This window comes from Aurantimonas coralicida DSM 14790, from assembly GCF_000421645.1.
Classification (GTDB): domain Bacteria; phylum Pseudomonadota; class Alphaproteobacteria; order Rhizobiales; family Rhizobiaceae; genus Aurantimonas; species Aurantimonas coralicida.
In genome coordinates, this window is the sequence record NZ_ATXK01000009.1 from 69082 (window position 1) to 93947 (window position 24866).

Annotated in this window: 21 protein-coding genes and 1 other RNA gene; 9 read left to right on the forward strand and 13 right to left on the reverse strand. The window is 68.2% G+C overall.

Translation table 11 applies throughout. The features are described from left to right. The first annotated feature begins 16 nt into the window (after positions 1–16). The 3 genes from H536_RS0117000 to H536_RS0117010 all read left to right on the forward strand — a co-directional run bounded on the left by H536_RS0117000 (position 17) and on the right by H536_RS0117010 (position 4789). A complete protein-coding gene (locus H536_RS0117000; protein WP_024351606.1) occupies positions 17–1426 on the forward strand; it encodes a leucyl aminopeptidase family protein in 1410 nt (469 codons plus the stop codon). Between the two features lie 78 nt (positions 1427–1504). Beyond that, positions 1505–2386 carry a C40 family peptidase gene (locus tag H536_RS0117005; RefSeq protein WP_024351607.1) on the forward strand — a complete coding sequence of 294 codons (882 nt, stop codon included), beginning with the start codon at positions 1505–1507 and terminating at the stop codon, positions 2384–2386. A 195-nt stretch (positions 2387–2581) separates the two neighbouring features. Further along, positions 2582–4789 (forward strand): methyl-accepting chemotaxis protein, encoded by a 2208-nt coding sequence (locus H536_RS0117010; protein ID WP_024351608.1) that lies wholly within the window; start codon positions 2582–2584, stop codon positions 4787–4789. Positions 4790–4888: 99 nt separating this feature from the next. On the opposite strand, the gene H536_RS0117015 is transcribed toward H536_RS0117010, so the two are convergent. The 9 genes from H536_RS0117015 to H536_RS25025 all read right to left on the reverse strand — a co-directional run bounded on the left by H536_RS0117015 (position 4889) and on the right by H536_RS25025 (position 17125). Further along, positions 4889–5830 carry a 2-hydroxyacid dehydrogenase gene (locus H536_RS0117015; protein ID WP_024351609.1) on the reverse strand — a complete coding sequence of 314 codons (942 nt, stop codon included), beginning with the start codon at positions 5828–5830 and terminating at the stop codon, positions 4889–4891. 3 nt (positions 5831–5833) lie between these two features. Next, complete coding sequence (locus H536_RS0117020; RefSeq protein ID WP_024351610.1) at positions 5834–6493, reverse strand: NUDIX domain-containing protein; 660 nt, start codon at positions 6491–6493, stop codon at positions 5834–5836. Beyond that, positions 6490–8157: an ABC transporter ATP-binding protein gene (locus tag H536_RS0117025; RefSeq protein ID WP_024351611.1), complete on the reverse strand. Its 1668-nt coding sequence runs from the start codon at positions 8155–8157 to the stop codon at positions 6490–6492. Before H536_RS0117025 ends, H536_RS0117020 begins: the two co-directional genes overlap by 4 nt. 23 nt (positions 8158–8180) lie before the next feature. After that, the gene (locus tag H536_RS0117030) at positions 8181–9182 is read right to left on the reverse strand and encodes a cation diffusion facilitator family transporter (protein WP_024351612.1); all 1002 of its coding nucleotides are present in this window, start codon (positions 9180–9182) and stop codon (positions 8181–8183) included. A gap of 79 nt (positions 9183–9261) precedes the next feature. Then, complete coding sequence (locus tag H536_RS0117035) at positions 9262–10386, reverse strand: ABC transporter permease (RefSeq protein WP_029703493.1); 1125 nt, start codon at positions 10384–10386, stop codon at positions 9262–9264. A gap of 110 nt (positions 10387–10496) precedes the next feature. Continuing rightward, positions 10497–11630: a microcin C ABC transporter permease YejB gene (locus tag H536_RS0117040; protein ID WP_024351614.1), complete on the reverse strand. Its 1134-nt coding sequence runs from the start codon at positions 11628–11630 to the stop codon at positions 10497–10499. A 148-nt stretch (positions 11631–11778) separates the two neighbouring features. After that, the gene (locus tag H536_RS0117045) at positions 11779–13659 is read right to left on the reverse strand and encodes an extracellular solute-binding protein (protein ID WP_024351615.1); all 1881 of its coding nucleotides are present in this window, start codon (positions 13657–13659) and stop codon (positions 11779–11781) included. Beyond that, entirely contained in the window at positions 13659–15509 is a 1851-nt protein-coding gene (locus H536_RS0117050) for an extracellular solute-binding protein (protein ID WP_024351616.1), read from the reverse strand. The genes H536_RS0117045 and H536_RS0117050 overlap by 1 nt, the downstream gene beginning before the upstream one ends. 332 nt (positions 15510–15841) lie before the next feature. Next, a complete protein-coding gene (locus H536_RS25025) occupies positions 15842–17125 on the reverse strand; it encodes a c-type cytochrome (protein ID WP_024351617.1) in 1284 nt (427 codons plus the stop codon). Between the two features lie 193 nt (positions 17126–17318). Between H536_RS25025 and H536_RS0117060 the strand changes: the two genes are divergently transcribed. Next, a complete protein-coding gene (locus H536_RS0117060) occupies positions 17319–18053 on the forward strand; it encodes a 3-deoxy-manno-octulosonate cytidylyltransferase (RefSeq protein WP_024351618.1) in 735 nt (244 codons plus the stop codon). Beyond that, positions 18050–18934: a prephenate dehydratase gene (locus tag H536_RS0117065; RefSeq protein ID WP_009208110.1), complete on the forward strand. Its 885-nt coding sequence runs from the start codon at positions 18050–18052 to the stop codon at positions 18932–18934. Before H536_RS0117060 ends, H536_RS0117065 begins: the two co-directional genes overlap by 4 nt. 24 nt (positions 18935–18958) lie before the next feature. Here H536_RS0117065 and nudC read toward each other — a convergent pair whose 3' ends face one another. Together nudC and H536_RS0117075 are read right to left on the reverse strand one after the other, a co-directional pair. Beyond that, positions 18959–19918, reverse strand: a complete 960-nt coding sequence (gene nudC / locus H536_RS0117070) for an NAD(+) diphosphatase (protein WP_024351619.1) — start codon at positions 19916–19918, stop codon at positions 18959–18961. 27 nt (positions 19919–19945) lie between these two features. Continuing rightward, complete coding sequence (locus H536_RS0117075; protein WP_024351620.1) at positions 19946–20359, reverse strand: HIT domain-containing protein; 414 nt, start codon at positions 20357–20359, stop codon at positions 19946–19948. A 67-nt stretch (positions 20360–20426) separates the two neighbouring features. On the opposite strand from H536_RS0117075, the gene ffs reads away from it, so the two are divergent. Then, positions 20427–20524: signal recognition particle sRNA small type (gene ffs / locus H536_RS23835), an RNA gene on the forward strand. A gap of 74 nt (positions 20525–20598) precedes the next feature. Here ffs and H536_RS0117080 read toward each other — a convergent pair. Beyond that, the gene (locus tag H536_RS0117080) at positions 20599–21201 is read right to left on the reverse strand and encodes a methyltransferase family protein (RefSeq protein WP_024351621.1); all 603 of its coding nucleotides are present in this window, start codon (positions 21199–21201) and stop codon (positions 20599–20601) included. Between the two features lie 276 nt (positions 21202–21477). Between H536_RS0117080 and H536_RS0117085 the strand changes: the two genes are divergently transcribed. The 3 genes from H536_RS0117085 to recR are packed head-to-tail and all read left to right on the forward strand — an operon-like array spanning position 21478 to position 24335. Then, positions 21478–23370 carry a DNA polymerase III subunit gamma/tau gene (locus H536_RS0117085; RefSeq protein WP_024351622.1) on the forward strand — a complete coding sequence of 631 codons (1893 nt, stop codon included), beginning with the start codon at positions 21478–21480 and terminating at the stop codon, positions 23368–23370. 9 nt (positions 23371–23379) lie between these two features. Continuing rightward, the gene (locus H536_RS0117090; RefSeq protein WP_009208115.1) at positions 23380–23703 is read left to right on the forward strand and encodes a YbaB/EbfC family nucleoid-associated protein; all 324 of its coding nucleotides are present in this window, start codon (positions 23380–23382) and stop codon (positions 23701–23703) included. Positions 23704–23729: 26 nt separating this feature from the next. Further along, positions 23730–24335 (forward strand): recombination mediator RecR, encoded by a 606-nt coding sequence (gene recR, locus H536_RS0117095; protein ID WP_009208116.1) that lies wholly within the window; start codon positions 23730–23732, stop codon positions 24333–24335. Positions 24336–24362: 27 nt separating this feature from the next. Here the strand turns inward: recR and H536_RS0117100 are convergent, their stop codons facing one another. Continuing rightward, complete coding sequence (locus tag H536_RS0117100; RefSeq protein WP_029703500.1) at positions 24363–24755, reverse strand: GFA family protein; 393 nt, start codon at positions 24753–24755, stop codon at positions 24363–24365. Between the last annotated feature and the right edge of the window lie 111 nt (positions 24756–24866).

The following is a 24866-nucleotide window of genomic DNA, read 5'->3' on the forward strand; positions in this document are numbered from 1 at the left end:
CCCCAGGACACGCCCCATGCCGATCACCCTTGCCAGCGACAATGCCGCGACCGCCCTGCCTGTCTGGACGGCGACCCGTGACGGGCTCGACGACCTGCCGGAGGCGGCGCGGCGCTGGGCCCGGGCGACGCGGTTCGAGGCCGGCGCCGGCCAGGTGCTGCTGGTGCCCGATGCCGACGGGGCGACCGCCGGCGCCATTCTCGGCCTCGGCAAGGCCGCCGGAACGGGGGAGGGCGCGGCAGCGCGGCGGGCACTCGCGGCCGGTGCGCTGGCGACCCATCTGCCGGCGGGCGACTGGCAGCTTGCCGATGGCGCCGATCTCGACGGATCGCTGGCGACACTGGCGGTGCTTCTCGGCGGCTATCGCTTCGATCGCTACCGCACCGGGCGCAAGGACGAGGACGCGGCGGCCGTCATCCGCTTCGCGCCGCCCGGCGACGTCGACGCCGCCGAGGCGCAGGCGCTGGCGGCCGGCGTGTCGCTGACCCGTGACCTCATCAACACCCCGACCAGCGACATGGGACCGGCCGAACTGGAAGCGGCGGCCCGGGCGATGGCCGATGGGTTCGGCGCCGCGGTGACGACGATCGAGGGTGACGCGCTGCTTGAAGAGAACTTCCCGATGATCCACGCCGTCGGCCGGGCCAGCGCCTCGGCGCCGCGCCTGATCGACATGCGCTGGGGCCGGGCGGACGCGCCGAAGGTGACCCTCGTCGGCAAGGGCGTCTGCTTCGACACCGGCGGCCTCGACATCAAGCCGGCCTCGGGCATGCTCCTGATGAAGAAGGACATGGGCGGCGCCGCGAACGTGCTGGGCCTTGCCCACATGATCATGGCCCGCGGCCTCGATCTGCATCTGCGGGTGCTGATCCCGGCGGTGGAGAACGCGATCTCGGCCAACGCCTTCCGTCCCGGCGACATCCTGCACAGCCGCAAGGGCAAGACGGTGGAGATCGGCAACACCGATGCCGAGGGCCGGCTGGTGCTCGCCGACGCCCTGGCGCTGGCCGACGAGGAGGCGCCGCAGCTCCTGATCGACATGGCGACCCTGACCGGTGCCGCCCGCGTGGCGCTCGGGCCCGACCTGCCGCCCTTCTTCACCGACGATGACGGCTTTGCCGGGGATCTCGCCGCGGCGAGTATGGCGGTGGCCGACCCGGTCTGGCGGATGCCGCTCTGGGCGCCCTATGCCGCCAACCTCTCCTCACGGGTCGCCGACATCAACAATGTCACCAGCGACGGCTTCGCCGGTGCGGTGACGGCCGCACTGTTCCTGCAGGGCTTCGTCGAAAAGGCCGAAAGCTGGTCGCATTTCGACGTCTATGGCTGGCGCGCCAAGGCGAGCCCGATCGGCCCCATCGGCGGCGAGGCGCATGCCACCCGTGCCCTCTTCCAGGTGCTGAAGGCGCGCTTTCCGCGGCGCTGACGGCTTGGCACCTCAGGCGATCGGCTTATGCGGGCCGGTTGCATCTTCTTCGTTTCGCACAGCAAGGCAGACGCGTTCATGACCGGCTCCCCCGATCCCCGCCTCAACGCCGTGCGCCCCGATCTCGCCGACCGCCGGCTCGAGGGGCAGGTCACGGCCGATCGCTTCGTCGACGGGGTCCCGCGCCGGATCATCGCCGCCCTGGCGCCGGTCCGGCGGCATCCGGCGGGCAATGCCCCGCTCGATACCGAGGCACTGTTCGGCGAGGCCGTCACCGTCTTCGACGAGGATGACGAAGGCTGGGCCTGGGTGCAGCTCCGGAATGACGGCTATGTCGGCTACGTGCCGAGCGCGGCGCTCGGCCGGCCCGGCGCCGCCCCGACGCACCGGGTCTGCGTCCCGCGCACGCTGGTCTTTCCCGGCTACGACATCAAGCTGCCGCCGCTCCACGACCTGCCGATGGGCGCCGCCCTGGCGGTGGTCGGTGCCGGGCAGGACCACAACGCCGCCTATGCCCGGATCGAGCCGGCGGGGGCGGTCGTCCTCCAGCATCTGGAGCCGGTCGCCAGCGTCGCCGCCGACTATGTCGCCATCGCCGAGCGTTTCCTCGGCGTGCCCTATCTGTGGGGCGGCAAGAGCGTGTCGGGCATCGACTGTTCGGGCCTCGTCCAGATCGCCTGCCAGATGGCCGGGATCGAGGCGCCGCGCGACACCGACATGCAGGAGCGCGCGCTCGGCACGCGGGTTGCCGGCGTCGAGGCGCTGCAGCGCGGCGATCTGGTCTTCTGGAAGGGGCATGTCGGGATCATGCTCGACGGCGCCCGGCTTCTGCACGCCAACGCGCATCACATGCTGACGGCGATCGAGCCTCTGATGGAGACCATGGCGCGCTTCGAGGAGCGGGGCATTGCGGTCACCAGCGTCAGGCGATTGCGGCCCGCCGCTGCGGTCCACGGCTGATCCGCGCCCGCCTGCGCCGCGGCGAGGCATGGCGCGCCGCCGCCGCAGGACGTCAGGAATTGCAATGGTTTGGCCCGCTTACGAAGCGCTGAAAACCTGGATGGTTAAGGCGTTGTTAAGCAGCGCAGCCTAGACGCATGGATTGCCGCGTTCGCCCTCCCCGAACGCCTTTGATGCCATAGGACATGCTCTGCCGTGCAGCTCTCGGACCTGAAGATTTCCACCCGTATCGCCGCGATCGCGGCGGTCAGTATCGCCGGCATGCTGGCTCTCGCCGCCATCTTCGTCACCGACCAGAGCATCCGGTCCGACTATGCGGCGGTGATCGACAGCGCGCGTGACGCCGAACGCGTGACGCAGCGCATCGAGGTGGACTTCCTGCAGGCGCGGCGCGCCGAGAAGGACTTCTTCCTGCGCCGGACCGAGGCCGATATCGCCAAGCACGCCGCCGTCCGCGCCCGCCTCGCGGACGCGTTCCAGAACCTCTCCGACCGGTTGCAGGCGGGCGGTCTGAGCCGGCTGGCCGGCGAAGCGGAGGCTATGCGCCGCAGTTTCACCCGCTATGGCGAGCTGTTCGAGCAGGCGGCGGCGGTCAATCGCTCGCTGGGCCTCGACGAGAATTCCGGCCTGCGGGGCGCGCTGCGCACTGCGGTCCACGACCTCGAAGCCGAACTGAGCGAGGTGGGAAATCCCTCGCTGCAGGTGATGATGCTGATGCTGCGCCGGCACGAGAAGGATTTCATCCTTCGCGGCGACCTCAAATATGTCGAGCGGCTGAACGCCCAGGCCAGCGACCTGGCGAGCGTCGGCCCGGCCGCCTTCGGTTCGGTGCAGACGCGCAATGCGGTGCTGGCCGACCTTGCAATCTACACCGGCAACTTTGCCGGCTATGCCGAGGCGATGGCGGCGGAAGCGGCCCTGCGTCAGGAACTGAGCGCCGTCTTCGCCGAGGTCGAGCCGCTGTTCCAGACGATCCTGTCGGGCGTGGCGTCGACGCGCGTCGACGCCGAGGCGGCCAGTGCCGCGGCCTCGTCCCTGGCCCTCAAGATCGTTCTGGCCCTGGCGGCCTTGCTGACGCTGATCATCGCGGCCACCGTCCTTGTCGTCGGTCGGTCGATCGCCACGCCGATCTCGGTCACCGCCGCCGCCATGCGTGACTTCGCCGCCGGCGACATGACCGCCCGCGTACCCGACGGCGACCGCAAGGACGAGATCGGCGACATGGTGAAGGCCCTCCTGTCGTTCCGCCGTTCGGAGGAGCAGAAGCGCGCGATGATCGCCGAACGCCAGGAAGCCGAGCGGCTGGGCCTGGAACAGCGGCGCAGCGCCGAGATCGACGCGGCGGAGACGGCACGCCAGGCGTTCATCGCCGGTATCGCGCCGGCCTTCCGGGCGCTGTCTGAGGGCGACCTCACCGCCCGCCTCGACCGTGCCCGCATGGTGGGCTTCGAGGAGATCTGCGACCTCTACAACCAGTCCGTCGCCACGCTGGAGGAAACCGTCGGGGGCGTCGTCAATGCGGTCGGCTCGATTCGCATGGGCCTGGGCGAGATCACCACCGCCTCGAACGACCTCGCGCATCGCACCGAGCAGCAGGCCGCCAGCCTCGAACAGACGGTCGCGGCGCTCAGCGTGGTGACCCAGGCGGTCAACGATACGGCAGAGAGCGCCGGTCAGGCACAGCGCGTCGCCTCGGACGCACGGGGCAAGGCGCAGAAGGGCGGCGAGGTGGTCGGCAAGGCGGTCGCGGCCATGGGCCAGATCGAGCAGTCTTCCGAGAAGATCAACTCGATCATCTCCGTCATCGACGAGATCGCCTTCCAGACCAATCTTCTGGCGCTGAATGCCGGCGTCGAGGCAGCGCGGGCCGGCGAGGCGGGCAAGGGCTTTGCGGTCGTCGCCCAGGAAGTGCGCGGCCTCGCCCAGCGCTCGGCGGAAGCGGCCAAGGAGATCAAGACGCTGATCGCCACGTCCCGCGAGCAGGTCGGCACCGGCGTCGAGCTGGTCACGGCGTCCGGCAAGTCGCTGGAAGAGATCGTCACCGAAGTCAGCGCCATGGCGGAGGTCATCTCGACCATTGCGTCGAGCGCTCGCGAACAGGCAACGAGCCTGCGGGAAGTCTCGGGTGCGGCCGACCAGATGGACAAGGTGACCCAGCAGAACGCCGCCATGGTGGAAGAGGCAACGGCGGCCAGCCAGACGCTGGCCAAGGACGCCGATGCGCTGGATCAGCTCACCGGCCGCTTCCGCACCCGCGCGGAGACTGGCCGGCAGGCACGCCCGTCGCGGTCGCGCCCGGCTGCCCCCAAGGCGCCCGTCGTCCAGATGCGCCAGACCGGTCGCGGCGGCGCCGCGGCGGCCCGCAACACCGCGCCGCAGAGCGAGGGCTGGGAAGAGTTCTGAGCCTTGTCACCGGGCGGCTCGGGCCGCCCCGTTGCGCAGTCGAACGCCGGGCAGGGGCTTTTCCCTTGTCCGGCGTTTCCGTTTGCGCCTGGCTGTCGGTCAGTAGCCGGCGGTGCGGTCGACGACGCCGCGCAGCGGCTCGCCGCGCTCATGGGCCGCGATCTGGCGCATGACGGCGGGGGCCAGCGCATCCGGGTCGGAGACCGCCGCCGCATGGGGCGTGACGAAGACGCGCGGATGGCGCCAGAGCGGATGATCGGCCGGCAGCGGCTCGACATTGAAGACGTCGAGCGACGCTTCCATCAGGGTGTCCTGATCCAGCGCCTCGAGGATCGCGGCCTCGTTCTGCAGGCCGCCGCGACCGGCATTGATCAGCACCGGACCACCCAGCGGCGTGCGGCGCTTCAGGCGCGACAGGAACCCGGCGTCGATGATGCCGCGGGTGTCGGCGGTCAGCGGCAGCAGCACGACGACGATGTCCGAGGCTGCCAGGAAGCCGTCCAGCCCGTCCTCGCCGGCGAAGGTCTCGACGCCTTCGGCCGATTTGGCGGTGCGGCTCCAGCCAGCGATGTTGAAGCCGAGGGCTTGCAGCTTGCCGGCCGCGTCGCGCCCCAGTTCGCCAAAGCCCATGATGCCGACGGTGATCTCTCGTGCCGCCGGCTGCAGACGCTCGTGCCAGATCGTCTGGGCCTGCTGGGTGCGATAGGCGCGCCCACGGCGGAAATGGTCGAGCACCCGCCATACGACATATTCGCTCATCCGCGAGGTGAGATCGTCGGCGACGATGCGCACCACCGGCACGTCGGGCAGGGCCTTGTCGGCGAAGATGTGATCGACGCCGGCACCGAGCGAGAAGATCGCCTTGAGGTTCGGCAGGCCTTCCAGAAGGCCCGGCGGCTGCTTCCACACGACGGCGTATTCGATGGCGGGGTCAGTCGAATGGGCCGGCTCCAGAACGATGTCGCGGCCGCTATCGGCTGCTTCCAGGGCGGCGCGCCAGCGCTTCGGGTCGAAGCCGGTGACGGAGAGGAGAATGGTCATGGATCAGTCCTCCGGGCCGTCGAGCGTGCCGAGCAGCGCCTGGGCCCGCGAGCGGCCGAGCCGCGCGAACCAGTGGGCGCAGGCGATGAGATAGCCGTTCTCGACCCGCCGGTCGTCGACGGCGGCGACGAGATCGTCGACCTTCGCAAGGATCGGGCGGATGTCCTCGTCCTCCTCGGCATTCCCGGCCGAGGTCGCAAGGTTCGACGCGTCGACCAGCGCCAGGAAGATCGTCGCGTGCTCGTCGGTGAGGCCCGGCGCGGCCAGCATCCGGAAGCAGTCCTCCACGGCCTGCGGGACGAGGCCGGTCTCCTCGGTCAGCTCACGCCGGGCTGCGGCCTCGATGCTTTCGCCCGCATCGACCATGCCGGCCGGCAGCTCCAGCGCCGCGCCGCATTCGGTCTTCAGCGCGGCAGCCAGGCGGAACTGGCGGATGACTACGATGGAATCCAGTACCGGATCGTAGGGGATGACGACGACCACCGAGCCGGTGTGCAGATATTCGCGCCGCACCGGGCCGACCATCCCTTCGCCATCGAGGCGGGCATGGCGCAGGGTCGCCACCTTGAAGTCGCGGAAGCCGCCATGCAGCAGTTCGTCGCTGACGAGCTCCGTCTCTATCGGCTGGTCGTCGAGCCTGTCGCGGTAGTGACCTGTACTCATTGCGATACAATTCCCGTCGGTGCGGCCTTGATGTCGAAGGCGGCGGCCATCAGCGCTTTGGTATAATCGGTCTTCGGGTTGTCGAAGATCTCGTCGGACGGTCCCCGCTCCACCACGCGGCCATTGCGCATGACGATGACCTCGTTGGCCAGCGCCCGCACGACGCGCAGATCGTGGCTGATGAACAGATAGGCCAGATTGTGCTTCTTCTGGAGATCGCGCAGCAGGTCCACCACCTGAGCCTGCACACTCATGTCGAGGGCCGAGGTCGGCTCGTCGAGCATGACGAAGCGCGGATTGAGGACCATGGCCCTCGCGATCGCCACGCGCTGGCGCTGGCCGCCGGAAAATTCGTGCGGGAAGCGGAAGCGGGTCGCCGGGTCGATACCGACCTCGTTCAGTGCGGTGACGACGCGGGCGTCGCGTTCGCTGGCCGACAGTTTGCGCTCGTGGATCTCTAGCCCCTCGGCGACGATGTCGGCGATGGGCATGCGCGGCGAGAGCGAGCCGAACGGGTCCTGGAAGACGATCTGCATGCGCTCGCGCAACGGCTTCATCGCCTTGAAGGAGCGTTCGTCGATGCGTTCGCCGTCGAAGCGGATTTCGCCGGTCGAGCCGATCATCCTCGTCAGCGCCAGGCCCAGCGTGGTCTTGCCGGAGCCGGATTCGCCGACGACGCCGACGGTCTGGCCGGCGCGCACGGTGAGGTCGATGCCGTCGACCGCCTTCACATGGTCGGTGGTGCGCCGGAAGAAGCCGGTCTTGATCGGGAACCAGACCTTCACGTCTTTCGCTTCGACGACCGCCGGGGAATTGGCGTTGGCGGCGGGTGGCTGGCCCTTCGGCTCGGCGGCCAGGAGATGCCTGGTGTAATGGTGCTCGGGCGCCTCGAAGATGCGCTTGGTGGGGCCTTCCTCGACGATCTTGCCCCGGTACATCACGCAGACGCGGTCTGCGATGGCGCGCACGATGCCGAGATCGTGGGTGATGAACAGCATCCCCATGTTCTGACGGGTCTGCATGACCTTCAGAAGTTCGAGGATCTGCGCCTGCACCGTCACGTCGAGGGCGGTGGTGGGCTCGTCGGCGATCAAAAGGTCCGGCTCGTTGGCGAGCGCCATGGCGATCATCACGCGCTGGCGCTGGCCGCCTGAAAGCTGGTGCGGATAGGCGTCGAGCCGCTTTTCCGGATCGCGGATGCCGACCTGCCGCATCAGTTCGAGCGTGCGTTCCTGCGCCTGCTTGTCGCGCATGCCGCGATGCAGCTTCAGGACCTCGCCGATCTGCCGCTCGATCGTGTGCAGCGGGTTGAGCGACGACATCGGCTCCTGGAAGATCATCGAGATGCGGTTGCCGCGGACCTTGCGCAGATCGCGCTCGTCGTCGTTGATCAGGTTCTGGCCGTCGAACATCACCCGGCCCTCGCCGGGATGGCTGGCCGCCGGATAGGGCAGCAGCTTCAGGATCGACAGCGCCGACACCGACTTGCCGGAGCCGGATTCACCGACCAGCGCGACGGTCTCGCCCCGGCCGATGGAGAAGGAGACGTTGTCGACGGCGAGCTGCGTCTTGCCGCCCTGGGTGAAGGCGACCGACAGATTCTCGACGGACAGCAGCGTGTCCTGCGGTGCGGGGGGCTGGGCGATATTGGCGGTCGGGCTCAAGCGTTGAAATCCTTGTTCCGGCGTCATCGCGGGGACGTGGCGGCCGCCCCTCGGGCGGGCATGTGACATGGGGCGGCAGCAGGTGCCTCGCCATGATGGTCGCGGCCGTCGTCGGCGCAGATGCCGCGCTCGATCTCGACGGTCGCATGGTGAATGGCGAAGCGCTGGCGCAGTTCGGCCTTGATGGTGCGCACGACGGCCGTGCCGTCGGTCTCTTCGGCGATGCAGGCGTGCAGCGTGGCCATCGTGCGTTCCGGCGTGATCGACCAGGCGTGGACGTGATGGACCTCGCGCAGGCCCGGCACCGCGCCAACCAGATGCGGCGCGATCTCAGCGATGTCGACGTCGCCGGGCGCGCCTTCGAGCAGCACATGGCCGGCATCGCGCACCAGCCGCCAGGCCGAAACGAGGATGATCACCGAAACCAGCACCGACAGGATCGGGTCGATCGGCGTCCATCCGGTCCACAGGATGACGATCGCGGCGAGGATCGCGGCGACCGAGCCGAGAAGATCGCCGAGGACATGCAGCACCGCGCCGCGGATGTTGAGATTGTCGCGGTCGGCGCCGTGCAGGACGAGGAAGACGCCGATATTGACCGCAAGGCCGGCGACCGCGACCGCCATCATGGTACCGCCGAGGATCGGGCTCGGCGCCTGCAGGCGGTGCCAGGCCTCGTAGATGATGAAGGCGGCGATCAGGAACAGGGCGAGGCCGTTGACGAAGGCGACCAGCACCTGGAAGCGGTCATAGCCGAAAGTGCGGCGCGCATCGCTGGGCTTGCGGGCCAGCCGGAAGGCGAACCAGCCGAGCGCCAGGGCGGCGAAGTCGGTCAGCATGTGCCCGGCATCGGCAAGGAGCGCGAGCGAGCCGGAGACCAGACCGCCGATCACCTCGGCGACCATGAAGGCGCCGGTCGCCACCGCCGCGATGGCGATCCGCGTCTCGTTGGCGCCCCCGGCATGGCCGGCAAAGCCGTGCGCATGGTCGTGGCTGCCGTGGTGATGTTGGGAATGATCGCTCATGCGAGAGGCTCCGGCCGGCGGCTGGAGCCGCCCCGGCGGCATCCACCGACGGAATGCGACGCCCCCCGCGGTCCCCGCATCACCCGAAGCTCTTGCGGGGGTCGAAGGCGTCGCGCACCGCCTCGCCGACGAAGACCAGCAACGACAGCATCAGCGAGATCACGAAGAAGCCCGAGAAGCCCAGCCAAGGCGCCTGCAGATTGTTCTTGCCCTGGGCCAGCAGCTCGCCGAGCGACGGCGAGCCGGGCGGCAGGCCGAAGCCGAGGAAGTCGAGCGAGGTGAGGGTGGTGATCGAGCCGTTCAGGATGAAGGGCAGGAAGGTCAGCGTCGCCACCATCGCGTTCGGCAGGAGGTGGCGGGTCATGATCGTCCAGTCGCCGACGCCGAGAGCCCTGGCAGCGTTGACATATTCGAAGTTGCGGGCGCGCAGGAACTCGGCCCGCACCACGCCGACGAAGGCGACCCAGGAGAACAGCAGCATGATGCCGAGCAGCACCCAGAAGCCGGGGGGCAGGATCGCGGCGATGATCAGCAGCAGGTAGAGGACCGGGATCGACGACCAGATCTCGATGAAGCGCTGGAACAGGAGATCGAGCCAGCCGCCGAAATAGCCCTGCACCGCGCCGGCGGCGACGCCGATCACCGCCGAGGCCGCCGTCAGGATCAGGCCGAACATCACCGAGATGCGGAAGCCGTAGATCAGCCGCGCGGCGACGTCGCGGGCCTGATCGTCGGTGCCCAGCCAGTTCATGTTGCCGAAGGTGCAGTTCGGGTCCTCGGCGCCGAGCGGATAGCGCTGGCAGCGCTCCTCCTTGGTGAAGGTCCAGGAGGGGGCGGAGGGCGCCGGCGTCGGAATGGCGTTGTTGACGGTCTGGTAGGAATAGCGGATCGGCGGCCAGATCGCCCAGCCATTGGCGTCGATCTCGTCCTGCACGAAGGGGTCGCGATAGTTCGTCACCGGCAGGAAGCCGCCGAAGACCTCCTCGGGATAGTCGACGACGATCGGGTAGTAGAATTCGCCCTTGTACTCGACCAGCAGCGGCCGGTCGTTGGCGACGAGTTCGGCCAGCCCGGTGATCACGAACAGGATCAGGAAGATCCACAGCGACCAGAAGCCCCGCCGGTTGGCGGTGAAGTTCTGCCAGCGGCGGCGGTTCAGGGGCGACAGGCGCGGGCGCTTCGTCGTCTCCGATTCCGGCGCCATCTGGGCGATGCCGGCGGTCTGCTCGCGTGCAATGTCGGCGGCGCGCTCGTCGGGCAGTGTCGGATCGCGCTGTTCGGCGGCGAGGCGGTCCTTCTGTGCGTCGTCCATCGTCACACCTCCCGCTTCTCGAAATCGATCCGCGGATCGATCCAGGTGTAGGTGAGGTCGGAGAGAAGGGTCGTCACGAGGCCGAGCAGGGAGAAGATGTAGAGGGTGCCGAACACGACCGGATAGTCCCGCTGGTAGATGGATTCGAAGCCGAGCAGGCCGAGTCCGTCGAGCGAGAAGATCGTCTCGATCAGCAGCGAGCCGGCGAAGAAGGCCGAGATGAAGGCGCCGGGGAAGCCGGCGACGATGATCAGCATGGCGTTGCGGAAGACATGGCCGTAGAGCACCCGCCGCTCCGACAGGCCCTTGGCGCGGGCCGTCGTGACGTATTGCTTGCGGATCTCGTCGAGGAAGGAGTTCTTGGTCAGGAGCGTCGTCGTGGCGAAGGCCGACAGCGACAGAGCAATCAGCGGCAGCGTCAGGTGCCAGAAATAGTCCGGGATGGTCTGCGTCACGCAGCGGCCGAGATCGCCGGCCGGCGACCAGACCGCGCACCAGTCGCCGCGCACCCCGTCGGACAGGAGGCCGCGCAGGGGGAACCAGTCATAGAAGGACCCGCCGGCAAACAGCACGATGAGAATGATGGCGAAGAGGAAGCCGGGGATCGCATAGGCGACGATGACGACGCCGGAAGTCCACACGTCGAAGCGCGAGCCGTCGGTCAGCGCCTTGCGGATGCCGAGCGGGATCGAGATCAGGTAGGACAGGAGCGTGATCCACAGGCCGAGCGAAATCGACACCGGCATCTTTTCGAGGATCAGGTCCCAGACGGAGACCGAGCGGAAATAGCTGTCGCCGAAATCGAAGCGGACATAGTTCCACAGCATCATGCCGAAGCGCTCCAGCGGCGGCTTGTCGAAGCCGAACTGCTTTTCGAGCCGCTCGATGAAGGCCGGGTCGAGCCCCTGCGCGCCGCGATAGCCGGAATTGTCGCTGCCGCCGCTTGAGCCCGAGCCGAAATCGCCGCCGCCACCGGACACCCGGTCCATGGCGCCGCCGGCTTCGCCCTGCAGGCTGGCGATGACCTGTTCGATCGGCCCGCCGGGCGCGAACTGGATCACCAGGAACGAGATCGCCATGATGCCGACGAGCGTCGGGATCATCAGCAGAATGCGGCGGAGGATATAGGAGCCCATGGGCGGGTGATCGTCTCCGAGATGCAGATTGCGCCGGCGAACCGGCAGCCGGCATTACCGGCCGATTGCGGTGATAACGCGGGCGTGGCGCGATCGCAAAAGCGCGGCCGCGACCCGTCCCGTTTTCAGCGTGGTGCCCGGCTGCGGATCAGCCGCGGCCCAGCGCCTTGGCCTTCTCCGCTTCGTACCACCATAGAGTCTCGACGGGCCACGAATAGTCCGGCTTGTCCTCGCGAAAGCCGAAAATATCCCAGAAGGCGGCGCGATGGCCGTCGGCCGTGATGTTGGGCAGCCAGTCGAGCCGCCAGCGCAACACCCGGTCGAGGGCGAGGAGCGCCGTCACCAGTTCCGCGCGGTTCGTTGCGCGGGCGGCGTGGCCGATCAGCGTGTCGACGGCCTCGCTGGCCATGCCGGGATAATTGTAGGCGCCGGGACGGTCGACCGCGTCGCTGCCGAAGAACAGCGACAGGCCCTCGCGCGTCGGCGTGGCGCCGAGGCTGAAGGCGGCCAGCACCATGTCGAAATCGTAGCGGTTGATCCGCTCCTGATACTGGGCCGGATCGACGAGCCGCATGGTGGCGTCGACGCCGAGTGTGCGCAGCGTGTCGACGAACTTGGCGTAGACCCGCTTCTGCTCCTGGCCATAGGTCAGATATTCCAGCCGGAACGGCTCGCCGGCGGCGTTGACCAGACGGTTGCCATCGCGGCGCCAGCCGGCCTCGGCGAAGAGTTGCGAGGCTTCGCGCAGCAGCCGGCGGTCGCGGCCCGAGCCGTCGCTGACCGGCTGTACCCAGACCTCGCCGAACACCTCGTCGGGGACCGTGCCGCGCAGAGGTTCCAGGAGAGCGAGCTCGGCTTCGGACGGCTTGCCGGTGGCGACGAATTCGGAGCCCTGGAACGGCGAATCGGAATGGACGCGCTGGCCGAACAGGAGGTTGGCGTTGGTCCATTCGAAGTCGAAGCACATGTTGATCGCACGCCGGACCCGCGCATCGGCAAAGCGCTCGCGCCGCTGGTTGAGGGCCCAGCACTGGAAGCGGGGGCGCTTCTCGGCGGCAAATTCCCGCTTGATGACCTCGCCGCGCTGGACCGCCGGGAAGTCGTATTCGGTCGCCCAGTCCTTGGTGGTGAATTCCTCACGAAAGGTGATCAATCCCTTCTTGAAGGCTTCCAGTGCCGGCTGGCGATCGCGGAAGAAGTCGATCCGAAGCGTGTCGAAATGGCCGAGACCGCGGGCGAAATTCAGGTCCTTCGCCCAATAGTCAGGCCGCTTGATATATTCGATGTAGCGGCCGAACTCGTAGCGCCCGATGGCATAGGCGCCGCTGCCGGGGATCGCCTCGGTACTGACGGTGGCGAAGTCCCGGTCTGCAAAGAAGGCGCGCGGCAGGATCGGCATGCCGAGGGCGTCGAGGGCATCCTGGTAGCTCTGCGCGCCGGAGAAGGTGATGCGGACGGTCGCCGCGTCCTCGGCGACGGCCTCAGCGACGTTGCGGAGCGCCACCTGCAGGCTTGGATGGCCGAATTCCTTCAGCGTCTCGTAGGAAAAGACCACGTCGTCGGCGGTCACCGGATCACCGGTGGAGAACCGCGCCTGTGGCCGCAGCTGGAAGGTGAAGCTGTTGCGGTCGGCCGAGAGGGTGACGGTTTCGGCCAGCGCGCAATAGATCGCGTCGGGCTCGTCCATCGCGGCGACGACGAGGGAATCGTAGAGCTTCTCGATGCGCGGCGGGGCGTTGCCCTGCAGGACGAAACTGTTCAGCGTGTCGAAGGTCAGGGGCGACTGGTTGAGCGCCCAGTAGGCGACGGCCAGGTTCATCTGGCCGCCGGCCGGCGCGCCGGGCGTCGCATAGTCGAAATGGTCGAAATCCGGCGGATATTTCAGCTCGCCGAAGGCCGACAGGCCGTGCAGCGGCTGGCCCGTCGCCACCTGTGCGAAGGGCCGTCCCGGCAGGATCGCCGCGACGCCGGCACCCAGCATCATTTGACCGAAATGGCGGCGGGTGAAATGACCGAGCGCCGTCGCCATCAGTTCGCTGCAGCCTTGTCGGCCTCGGCAGACTTCGTCCACCAGGAGAAGGGGTCGATGCCGTTATAGGCCGGACCCTTTTCCGGCATCTGCAGCTTGTCCCAATAGGCCAGCCAGTCCTCAGACTTGTACCATTGCGGGACGACGTAATACTCCCACAGCAGCACCCGATCGAGGGCGCGCGTGGCGGCGACGAGGCTCTCGCGGTCCGGCGCATAGACGATGTCGTCGATGAGCTGGTCGATCGCCGGGTTCTTGATGCCGGAATAGTTGCGGCTGCCCGGGGCGTCGGCAGCGGTGGTGCTCCAGAAGTCGCGCTGCTCGTTGCCGGGGGAGAGCGACTGGCCCGGATAGCGCAGCCCGACCACCTCGAACTCGAAGCCGTTCATGCGCTCGATATACTGGTTGGTGTCGACGATCCGCACCTCGGTCTGGATGCCGAGACGCTGGAGCTGGCGGGCGAAGGGCTCGAGGGTGCGGTTGTCCATCGGGTCGTTGCCGAGGAACTCGATGGTGAAGGGCTCGCCGGTCTGCGCGTTCACCAGCGTCGTGCCGCGCAGTTCGTAGCCGGCTTCCTTCAGGAGGCCGAGCGCCTCGCGCAGATAGTTTCGGGCTGCGCCGGGATCGTTATAGGCGGGCAGCGCGAACTCCTCGGTGAAGACCTCGTCGGGGATCTGGCCGCGCAGCGGCTCCAGATAGGCGAGCTCGCGCTCGTCCGGCAGCCCCTTGGCGGCCAGCTCGCTGTTCTCGAAATAGGAGTGCATGCGCTCGTAGAGGCCGAAGAACAGCGTGCGGTTCATCTCCTCGAAATTGTAGGCCAGCGTCAGCGCCTTGCGCACCCGTCGGTCCTGGAACTTCTCCAGCCGGTTGTTCAGCACATAGGCCTGCATCGACTGGACCTGACCGCTGTCGATGGTCTTGCGGATGACCCGGCCGTCCTTCACGGCGGGGAAGTCGTAGCCCTCGGCCCAGCGCCGCGACATGTTCTCCAGCCGCCAGTCATCGAGGCCGCCCTTCTTGAACGCCTCCCAGGCCGCGTTGGTGTCACGCAGATAGACGTAGCGGATCTCGCCGTAATTGTAGCGGCCGACCCGGGTCGGATTGTCGAGGCCCCAATAGTCGGCGACGCGCTCCCAGGTGATGGACTGGCCGATGTCGTAGGACTTGATGCGGTAGGGGCCTGAGCCGAGCGGCACCTCGGAGGTGGGCTGGGTGATGTCGCGCTTGTTGCCGCTGGCGTCGGTGCCCTTCCACCAGTGCTTGGGCAGGATGGTCAGGTCTCCGACGATGTTGGGCAGTTCGCGGTTGCCGGTCTGGTCGAAGGTGAAGGTCACCTCGCCGTCGCCGGTCTGCTCCGCCGAGACGATGTTCTTGTAATAGGCCGACCATTGCGGGTGCAGTTCGGTCAGCGTCTCGAAGCTCCAGATCACGTCCTCGACGGTCACCGGCTCGCCGTCATGCCAGCGCGCCTCCGGGTTGAGGCGGTAGGTCACCGAGGAGAAGTCCGCCGGGTAGCGGACGGCTTCGGCGATCAGCGCATGGGCCGTACCCGGCTCGTCCGGCGACTGGTCCATCAGCGTGTCGTAGAGGAGGCCGCCGCCGAAGGTGGCAAGGCCCGCCGCCGGCGTGCCGCGCACGATGAAGGGGTTGAAGCTGTCGAAGGAGCCGATGGCGATCTGGTTCAGCGTGCCGCCCTTGGGCGCATCGGGATTGACGTAGTCGTAATGGGCGAAGTCGTCCGGATATTTCGACCCCTCGATCAGCGACGAGGATTCATGCCATTCCCCGGCGCCCTCGGCCTTCGGGGCGGCGGCCACCGCGTTCTCGGCCTCTGCCGTTCCGGTCTCCACCTGCTGGTCCGGCTGGGTGGCCGCATTGTCCTGCGCAAGGGCCGGAGCGCCGATGACACCGAAGGCGAGGCTGCTCGCGACGGCAAGACGGACGAGACGGTTCGGCAACGACAAGGGCGGCCTCCATGCAAATAGGCGGGCGATGGTCCCGCGATCGGGTCTTGACCCAATCTAGGGAAGGGGGGCGGGTAAAGTCACGTGACGAAAGCGTAATCGAGCCCGGACAGGGCTTCGGGCAGCGGCTGACGGGAGCAACGGCAGGCCGAAACGAACAAAGCCCCGGCGAGGGCCGGGGCTTTGCGGATGTTTCTCGATGTCGGTGCCGTGCCGGCTCAGTTGCCGGTGGTCGCGCCGTTCTCGTCGAAGGTGGCGAGATAGGCGATGACGTTGGCGACATCCTCGGGCTTCTTCAGGCCGGGGAAGACCATCTTGGTGCCCTTCACCAGACCGCGCGGATCGGCCAGCCATGCGGACAGCTCCTCGACGTTCCAGGTCGGGTGCTCCTCGGCATAGACGACCAGCGCCGGCGAGAAGCTGTAGCCTTCGACCGCGGCGATGGCCTCGCCGACGATGCCGTTCAGCTCGGGGCCGACCTTGTTCTTCGCGCCTTCGCCGACGGCGTGGCAGGCCTGGCACTTGCGGAAGACCTTCTTGCCGGCTTCCGGATCGCCGGACACGGCGGCCGGCTCGGCAGCGGCGACCTGGGTCTCGCCCGCCGCGCCTTCGGCCGGTGCTGCTGCAGCTTCCTCGTCCGCGGCGTTCTCTTCGCCCGGAACGTTCTCCTCGGCGCCCGGAGCCGCCTCGGTGCCGGTGCCGGCGCCCTGCTGGTCCTCGGCCTGCGCTGCGCCGGCGTCCTGCGGCGCGTCGGCGGCAGGCGGCGTCGGGCGCTCTTCCTCGCTCATGGTCGGAGCCTGTTCGGCGCCCGGCTGGGGTGCCGGCTCGGCATCGGCCGTGCCGCCGGCCTGGGCAGCGGACTGGCCGCCTGCGGCCGGATCGCCCTGCGTCGTCGTGGCGGCGTCGGTCGTGTCTTCGGCAGCGGCCTCTTCAGCCGGTGCCTCGGCCGGAGCTTCCGGCAGGGGCGCCGGGCTGTCGGCCTGCTCGCGCATGTAGGCGATCAGGTTTGCACGGTCTTCCGGCTTCTTCAGGCCGGCGAAGCCCATGGCGGTGCCCGGGATGTAGCCCTTGGGGTTCTTCAGGAAGCCGTAGAGGTGCTCATAGTCCCACTTGACCTCGCCGCCCTCGGAGAATTCCTGCATGGCGGTCGAGTAGCCGAAGTCGGGGACCGACGCGATCGGCCGCATGACGGCGTCCCACAGATGCGGGCCGACCTTGTTCGGGCCGCCCTTCTCGATGCTGTGGCAGGCGGCGCACTTCTTGAACTGCGAAGCGCCGGCCTCGACGTCGGCCGTCTGCAGCAGCGCGGCGACCGGCGGATCTTCCGCGGCGGCGGGAGCGGCGTCTCCGCCTTCACCCGGCTCGGCGGCCACGATCACGTAGCCCGGCTGCTCCGGCGCTTCGGCATGGAACAGCGCTTCCGCCAGCAGACTGCCGCCGAACAGGACGAAGATGGTCCCGAGCACGGCTCCGAAGATCTTGTTGGCCTCGAACGAATTCATGGGCGGGAGGGCTCCCTCTGCAAGCAGGGGCACCAGGCGCCGCCGCTTTCTGTCTGACAAAAACGCGCGGAACCTAGGTCTTTTGCGGTTTCAAGGCAATATCTGTAAGAGGCGGTTCCACCGCGCCTTTTGTCATCCCGCGCCGCTACAGACAAGCGTTTTGCGGCTTCAATTTCCGGTTCCTCGCCCGCTCATGTCGATCCTCGTTCTCATTCCCGCACGGCTGGCCTCCACGCGCCTGCCCCAGAAGGCCCTTGCCGACATCGCCGGACGGCCGATGATCGTGCGCGTCGCCGAGCGCGCCACGGCGGCCAATATCGGTCGCGTCGTGATCGCCACGGATTCGCAGGAAATCCTCGATGCGGTGGTCTCGGCGGGCTACGAGGCGGTGATGACCTCGGTCGAGCACCAGTCGGGCTCGGACCGGATCTTCGAGGCGCTGCAAGGGCTTGATCCTGACGGTGCGGTCGAGACCATCGTCAATGTGCAGGGCGATCTGCCGACCATCGAGCCCGAGGCGATCCGCCAGGTGCTGGCCCCCTTCGAGGATCCGCGCTGCGACATCGCGACGCTCGGCGTCGCGATCACCGACGCGGAGGAGAAGACCAATCCCAACGTGGTGAAGATCGTCGGCTCGCCCAACGGCCCGTCGCGACTGCGGGCGCTCTACTTCACCCGCGCCACCGCCCCCTGGGGCGAAGGGCCGCTGTTTCATCATGTCGGCCTCTACGCCTATCGGCGGGCGAGCCTCGAACGTTTCGTGACGCTCGGGCCCTCGACGCTGGAAAATCGCGAGAAGCTGGAGCAGTTGCGGGCGCTGGAAGACGGCATGCGGATCGACGCCGAGATCATCGACACCGTACCGCTGGGCGTCGACGGCCCCGCCGACTTGGAGCGGGCGCGAATCATGTACGGGGTCGAGCCATGAGCGACATCCGACCCAAGATTGCCTTCCAGGGCGAGCCCGGTGCCAATTCCGACATGGCCTGCCAGGCGGTGCGGCCGGATCACGAGCCGATGCCGTGCCCGTCCTTCGACGACGCCTTCGACGCGGTGCGATCCGGCGAGGCGGCGCTGGCGATGATCCCGATCGAGAACACGCTGGCTGGCCGGGTGGCCGACATCCACCATCTGATGCCCGATTCCGGCCTGCAGATCGTCGGCGAATATTTCATGCCGATCCATTTCCAGCTGATGGTGCTGCCGGGCGTCGCCCGCGACGAGATCCGCACCGTGCAGAGCCACATCCACGCGCTCGGCCAGTGCCGCCGCTACATTCGCGGCAATGGCTGGAAACCGGTCGTGGCCGGCGACACGGCAGGCGCGGCGCGGGAGGTCTCGCAGGCCGGCGACCGCAGCCGCGCGGCACTCGCGCCGGAGCTGGCGGCCTCGCATTACGGGCTCGACATCATCGAGCGCGACGTCGAGGATTCGGCCAACAACGTGACCCGCTTCGTCGTCCTGTCGCGGCCCGGCGCCCAGCCGACGGATTTGTGGGCCCCGGTCGGTCGCAATACGGTCACCACCTTCGTCTTCGAGGTGCGCAACCTGCCGGCGGCGCTCTACAAGGCGATGGGCGGGTTCGCGACCAACGGCGTCAACATGACCAAGCTGGAGAGCTACCAGCTCGGCGGCCAGTTCATCGCCACGCAGTTCTATGCCGATGTCGAAGGCCATCCGAACGACGATTCGGTGCGGCTGGCGCTGGAGGAACTGGCCTTCTTCACCCGCAAGGTGACGATCCTCGGGGTCTACGAGGCCGCGCCCGACCGGCTGAACGCCGGCACGGACCGCCCGGCCGGCGAATAGCCCGCCGGGGCCGGCCGCGCCGCGTCAGACCTCGCCGTCGGCAAAGGCCTTGATCAGATGGTGGGCGATGGCGAAGCGCCGGGGCAGGGCGAGGCCCTCCGGATGGGCCTCGGCCAGCATCGCCTGCACTTCCGCGCGGTCGAACCAGCGGCAGGCTTCCAGTTCGTCGCTGTCGAAATCGATCTCGAAGGTGCTGGCTCGCGCGATGCAGCCGATCATCAGGCTGCCGGGGAACGGCCAGGGCTGCGACGCCAGATAGCGCACGGAGGCGACGGCGAGCCCCGATTCCTCCAGCGTCTCGCGGCGTACCGCGGCTTCGACCGTCTCGCCGGCCTCCACGAAGCCCGCGAGGCAGGACCAGAAATTCTCCGGGAAATGCGGCTGGCGTCCCAGCACGCAGCGGCCGGCGCCGTCATGGACGAGCATGATGGTCACCGGATCGGTGCGCGGGAAGACCACGTCGTTGCAGCGCGTGCAGCGGCGGCGATAGCCGGCCGCTTCGGAGCGGGTTTCCCCGCCGCAGCGGGCGCAGAAACCGTTGCGCGCATGCCAGCCGAGGAGATGGGCGGCCTGGCCGAGCTGGCCCTCGGTGTCGGGGTCGAAACTCGCCCGCATGGCGAGCGAGCGCAGATCGTTGTCCTCCAGCCCTTCGGCAGGAAGCGTCACCGTCGGGGCGCTGGCGGCCAGCACCGGGCGGCCGTCCGGCTCGAAGCCGAGGAGGATGCAGGTGGAAAAATCCGCCCCGAGTGTCTCGGCGTCGGTGCGGGCGAAGCCGACATCGAGGGCCGGACCACCGGTACGATACAGCCATCGGCCACCGGGCGTCGCCAGGAAGATCCGTGCCCTGTCATGGGCCAACGCCTCGGCGAGGCTGTCGTCGCTGCGCCGTTCGCCGTCGCGCCACAGCGTGTTGCCGGCAAAGCCGGTGCGGGCGCTCACCTCCGCCAGATCGGCGATCGCGGCGCGCTGGTTGTCATCCTTCAAGGGTCGTTCTCTCGCTTGTCCGCAGGGTCAGGCCGGCAGGATGGCGCGCCGTATCTCGTCGGCGAATCGCGCTGCCTCGCCGGCATCATAGGGCACCGGGGTGCCATGTCCCCAAATCGGGCCCGGCCAGTTGGGATCGCCCCTGCGCCGCGCCACCACATGCAGGTGGAACATCGGCACGATATTGCCGAGGGCGCCGATATTCATCTTGTCGGCCTTCACCGCCGACTGCAGGGCCTTGGAGACGAGACCCATCTCGAAGGTCAGCATGGTCTGGTCGAGCGGCGTCAGCTCGTGAAACTCGGTAATGGCATTGCGCTGCGGCACGAGGATGAGCCACGGCCAGCGACTGTCATTCATCAGGCGCAGGTCGCAGAGGCCGAGCCGGCTGATCGACGTCGTGTCCCTGGCAAGGCAGGGGTCGAGTTGGAAGGCTGGCATCAATTCCTGTCCTCGATCTGGGGTGCCCGGGTTGCAATTAGGGCAGCGATCGCAGATATGGAGCGCGGGAGGTTGGTGGTGGACGCGCCACTCGCCAACCGGGTCAGGTCCGGAAGGAAGCAGCCCCAACGAGCTCCGGCACGGGTCATCGTGCCAGCCTCCCACCCATTCCCCTTTTCAGGATATCACCGCGTGCGAGCGTGCCGCCTTCAGGCCGCGCCCGTGACGCGTTTAGCCGCCTAGTAGAGGCGCAGCAGCACCGGCAGATAGCCGCTGCCCTGCAGGAGCTCGACCGTCTCGAAGAACGGCAGGGCGAGGAAGAACACCAGCCCGTCCGTGAGCGTGCGATAGACCAGCCGCGTGTCGACGGTGACGCGCCGAATGTCCTGGTAGAGCGCCGGATTGGGCAGGAAGCGCGGGACGCGGGCGACGTAGCTGTCGAAATCGGCCCCGAAGGCGTCGCGCAGATAGCGCTCCTCGCGCAGGATCACGACCCGGAAGGCCACGGCGCAGCCGAGCATGAAGATCGCGCCGAGCAGCAGGCTGCCGGTGGCCGCGCCGGCGCCGCCCGCCGCGATGCTGGAAAAGACGTAGAGCGGATTGCGCGAGATCGAATACGGCCCGCTGGCGACGATTTCCGAAGCCTTGCGGCCGCCGATATAGAGCGTGCACCAGATCCGGCCGGCGATCCCGACGACGATGAGGGCGAGGCCGGCGACCTCGATGGTCTCGTGGACCTCCTCGCTCCAGGCCGAGCCGACGAAGAGCAGCGCCAGGAAGGCGCCGATCAACAGGACGAACAGCGCCAGCCTGCGCCGCTCCTGATACTGCGTCAGTGCCATCGTTCCGCTCCGTTTGCGCGACCGTTCGTGACTGAAGCCGGCGCGTCCTGCGCGATCTTCCCTCCGCCTATCGGCGCCATGCAAGGCGAAATCACGACGGGTGTCCATCGGCCACGCAGGACTTGCGTCCCCCGCCCATTCGCTTCAGAACCGGACGCGAGCGCGGCATCGGTCACGGGGCCGCCGCGCCGGCCGACAGGTGGCAGGCGACCGCCATCCCGCGACGCGAATTTCCGGACCCAGGGCGCGATGAGCGATATCGAAAGCGGCACTGCGATTTCATCCGAGGCCGGCGACGCTGCGCCCTATCGGGTGCTGGCGCGCAAGTATCGCCCGCGCTCCTTCGACGATCTGATCGGCCAGGAGCCGATGGTCCGCACCCTGACCAACGCCTTCGAGACCGGCCGCATCGCCCAGGCCTGGATGCTGACCGGCGTGCGCGGTGTCGGCAAGACCACCACGGCGCGCATCCTGGCGCGGGCGCTGAACTACCAGACCGACGAGATCGACCAGCCGACGATCCACATGGGCGAGCCGGGCATCCACTGCCAGGCGATCATGGAAGGCCGGCATGTCGACGTGGTCGAAATGGATGCGGCGTCCCATACCGGCATCGACGACGTGCGCGAGATCATCGCGCAGGTGCGCTATCGCCCGGTCTCGGCGCGCTACAAGGTCTACATCATCGACGAGGTCCACATGCTGTCGACGCAGGCCTTCAACGGCCTGCTGAAGACGCTGGAGGAGCCGCCGGAGCACGTGAAGTTCGTCTTCGCGACGACCGAGATCCGCAAGGTGCCGGTCACCGTCCTGTCACGCTGCCAGCGCTTCGACCTGCGGCGCGTCGAATCGGCGACGCTGATGGCGCATCTGACGAAGATCGCGGCGGCCGAGCATGTCGAGGTCGACGAGGATGCGCTGCGGCTGATCGCCCGCGCCGCCGAAGGCTCGGTGCGCGACGCCCTCTCCCTGACCGACCAGGCGATCGCCCACGGGGCGGGCGCGGTGACCGCGCAGGCGGTGCGCGACATGCTGGGTCTCGCCGACCGGGTCCGGATCATCGATCTGTTCGAATATCTGATGAAGGGCGACGCCGCGGCGGCGCTGAAGGAGCTGCGCGACCAGTATGTCGTCGGCGCCGATCCGGCCGTGGTTCTCGCCGACCTTGCCGATTTCACCCATCTCGTGACGACGCTGCGCTTCGTGCCCGATGCGGCGGAGGACGCCGCGCTGTCGCCGATGGAGGCCGAGCGCGGCCTGGAATTTTCCAAGAGCCTGTCGATCCGCACTCTCGGCCAGGTCTGGCAGATGCTGCTGAAGGCGCTGGAGGAAACGCGCAACGCCAATGCGCCGCGCCAGGCCGCCGAAATGGCGTTGATCCGCATCGCCCATGCCGCCGACCTGCCGTCGCCCGACGATCTGGTGCGGCTGATCCGCAGCGGCGAGCTCGGCAATCTGCCGGCCCCGACACCGGCCGGCGGCAACGGCGCGGCCGGGCACGGGCAGGGCAGCGGCAACGGTGCGGGAGCGTCCGGCTCCCGCGGTTCGGCTCCTGCGCCAACGCAGGCCATCGCCGCCCCGTCGGCACAAGGCTCCGCCGCACCGGCGGGCGGGCCGCAATCCTCCGGGATGATGAGCGCGCGCATGGGCGGCGGGCAGAACTCGCGGCCGCAGATCCGTCCGGCCGTCGAAGAGGCACGGCCGGAGGTCGAGATCGCCTCGCTGGAACAGCTCGTCGCGCTGGCCGAATCCAAGCGCGACTCGCTGATGACCGTGTCGATCCGGCGCTATCTGCGGCTGGTGAAGCTGGTGCCGGGGCGGCTCGAGGTCGCGCTGACGCCGGAGGCGCCGCGCACGCTGATTACCGATCTCACCCGCAAGCTGCACGACTGGACCGGGCGCCGCTGGGTTGTGACCATTTCCAACGGCGAGGCGAAGCCGACCCTCGACGAGGTCGCGACCGCACGCCGCAACACGCTGCTGCTCGACGCCGAATCCGACCCGGAAGTCGCGGCGATCCTCGCCTCGTTTCCCGGCGCCAAGGTCGTCGATGTGCGGCTGCGCGGCGACGCCGAGGCGGCGGCCGAGGAGGCAGCGCTTGTTTCGGACGTGGTCGAGGACGACATTCTGGTCGATCCGTCGGAGCTGTCCGACGACGACGACATCTAGGAGATCGCGATGAAAGACCTGATGGGCATGATGAAGCAGGCCAAGGAGATGCAGGCCAAGATGGCCGGCCTCCAGGAAGAGATCGCTTCCATCACGGTGACCGGCCAGGCCGGCGGCGGCGTCGTGTCGGTCACGCTGACCGGCAAGGGCGAGATGCAGGGCATCGCGATCGATCCCTCGCTCCTGAAGGAAGACGAGAAGGACATCGTCGAGGATCTCGTCATGGCGGCGCATAACGACGCCAAGGGCAAGCTCGATGCGGCCATCCAGGAAAAGACCCAGGAACTGACCGCCGGCCTGCAGCTGCCCCCCGGCATGAGCCTGCCGTTCTGAGGCGTCCCGGCGGCATCTAGACCCTTATGGCCAAACCCATTGCAGGCCCGGAGATCGAGCGGCTGATCCAGCTGCTTGCCAAGCTCCCAGGCCTTGGTCCCCGTTCGGCGCGCCGCGCGGCGCTTCATCTCGTCAAGCGGCGCGAGCAGCTTCTGGCGCCGCTGTCGGCCGCCATGGGCGAGGCGCTGGACAAGGTGACGATCTGCTCGGTCTGCGGCAATATCGACACCTTCGATCCCTGCACGATCTGCACCGACGGTTCGCGCGACCAGTCGATCGTGATCGTCGTGGAGGACGTCTCGGACCTCTGGGCGCTGGAGCGGGCCAAGGCGCTGAACGCGGCCTATCACGTGCTCGGCGGCGTCCTGTCGCCGCTCGACGGGATCGGCCCCGACGACCTCACCATCCGGCAGCTCGTCGAACGCGTCCACAAGGGCGGGGTGAAGGAGCTGATCCTGGCCGTGAACGCCACGGTCGAGGGCCAGACGACGGCGCATTACCTGATGGACCAGCTCGAGGGCTTCGAGGTGCGGGTCACGCGGTTGGCCCACGGCGTGCCGGTCGGCGGCGAGCTGGATTATCTCGACGAAGGCACGCTCTCGGCCGCCATGCGCTCGCGCACCGGGCTCTGAGGGCGGCTTCATTCTTCCACCGGTGATCTACGGCTCGTCGCCATCCGCGGCGTCGCGATCGCGGGCGTATCGTGCGGCAACCGGGAAGGGCGGCAGCCAGGTTTCGCGGCGGATCGTCCAGCATTCGTAGGTGGGCGTCAGCTGGTCCGGGGCGTCCAGCGCGCCGAGATGCAGTTCGGTCTCGTCACCGGTGCAGGCGAAGACGGACGCGCCGCAGCGCGGGCAGAAATGCCGCCCCGCATAGGCACGCGTTTCGCCGGTGAGCGTCACGGCGTCATGGCGGAAGATCGCGGCGGCGTAGAACAGGGCGCCGTGATGCTTGCGGCAGTCGAGGCAATGGCAAAGGCCGACACGATCGGGCCGGCCCGTCGCCACGAAGCGCACGTCGCCGCACAGGCAGCCGCCGGTATATTGCTCCATGCCGCATCCTCCGCGTCTGTTTCATCGGTTTGGCGGCACGAAGGCTAGGCCGGGCCGCCGCCCGTCGTCCATCCATCGCAGCCGGTCTTGGCGCGCTTCGCAGAGCCGGCT

Excerpts from the sequence above, each read along its gene's own strand:
- H536_RS0117005 (WP_024351607.1), top strand. The coding sequence starts at position 1,505 with ATGACCGGCTCCCCCGATCCCCGCCTCAACGCCGTGCGCCCCGATCTC.
- H536_RS0117000 (WP_024351606.1), top strand. The coding sequence starts at position 17 with ATGCCGATCACCCTTGCCAGCGACAATGCCGCGACCGCCCTGCCTGTC.
- H536_RS0117035 (WP_029703493.1), bottom strand. The coding sequence starts at position 10,386 with ATGGCGCCGGAATCGGAGACGACGAAGCGCCCGCGCCTGTCGCCCCTG.
- H536_RS0117060 (WP_024351618.1), top strand. The coding sequence starts at position 17,319 with ATGTCGATCCTCGTTCTCATTCCCGCACGGCTGGCCTCCACGCGCCTG.
- H536_RS0117045 (WP_024351615.1), bottom strand. The coding sequence starts at position 13,659 with ATGGCGACGGCGCTCGGTCATTTCACCCGCCGCCATTTCGGTCAAATG.
- H536_RS0117015 (WP_024351609.1), bottom strand. The coding sequence starts at position 5,830 with ATGACCATTCTCCTCTCCGTCACCGGCTTCGACCCGAAGCGCTGGCGC.
- H536_RS0117030 (WP_024351612.1), bottom strand. The coding sequence starts at position 9,182 with ATGAGCGATCATTCCCAACATCACCACGGCAGCCACGACCATGCGCAC.
- recR (WP_009208116.1), top strand. The coding sequence starts at position 23,730 with ATGGCCAAACCCATTGCAGGCCCGGAGATCGAGCGGCTGATCCAGCTG.
- H536_RS0117020 (WP_024351610.1), bottom strand. The coding sequence starts at position 6,493 with ATGAGTACAGGTCACTACCGCGACAGGCTCGACGACCAGCCGATAGAG.
- H536_RS25025 (WP_024351617.1), bottom strand. The coding sequence starts at position 17,125 with ATGAATTCGTTCGAGGCCAACAAGATCTTCGGAGCCGTGCTCGGGACC.
- H536_RS0117100 (WP_029703500.1), bottom strand. The coding sequence starts at position 24,755 with ATGGAGCAATATACCGGCGGCTGCCTGTGCGGCGACGTGCGCTTCGTG.
- H536_RS0117040 (WP_024351614.1), bottom strand. The coding sequence starts at position 11,630 with ATGGGCTCCTATATCCTCCGCCGCATTCTGCTGATGATCCCGACGCTC.
- H536_RS0117065 (WP_009208110.1), top strand. The coding sequence starts at position 18,050 with ATGAGCGACATCCGACCCAAGATTGCCTTCCAGGGCGAGCCCGGTGCC.
- H536_RS0117075 (WP_024351620.1), bottom strand. The coding sequence starts at position 20,359 with ATGCCAGCCTTCCAACTCGACCCCTGCCTTGCCAGGGACACGACGTCG.
- H536_RS0117090 (WP_009208115.1), top strand. The coding sequence starts at position 23,380 with ATGAAAGACCTGATGGGCATGATGAAGCAGGCCAAGGAGATGCAGGCC.
- H536_RS0117080 (WP_024351621.1), bottom strand. The coding sequence starts at position 21,201 with ATGGCACTGACGCAGTATCAGGAGCGGCGCAGGCTGGCGCTGTTCGTC.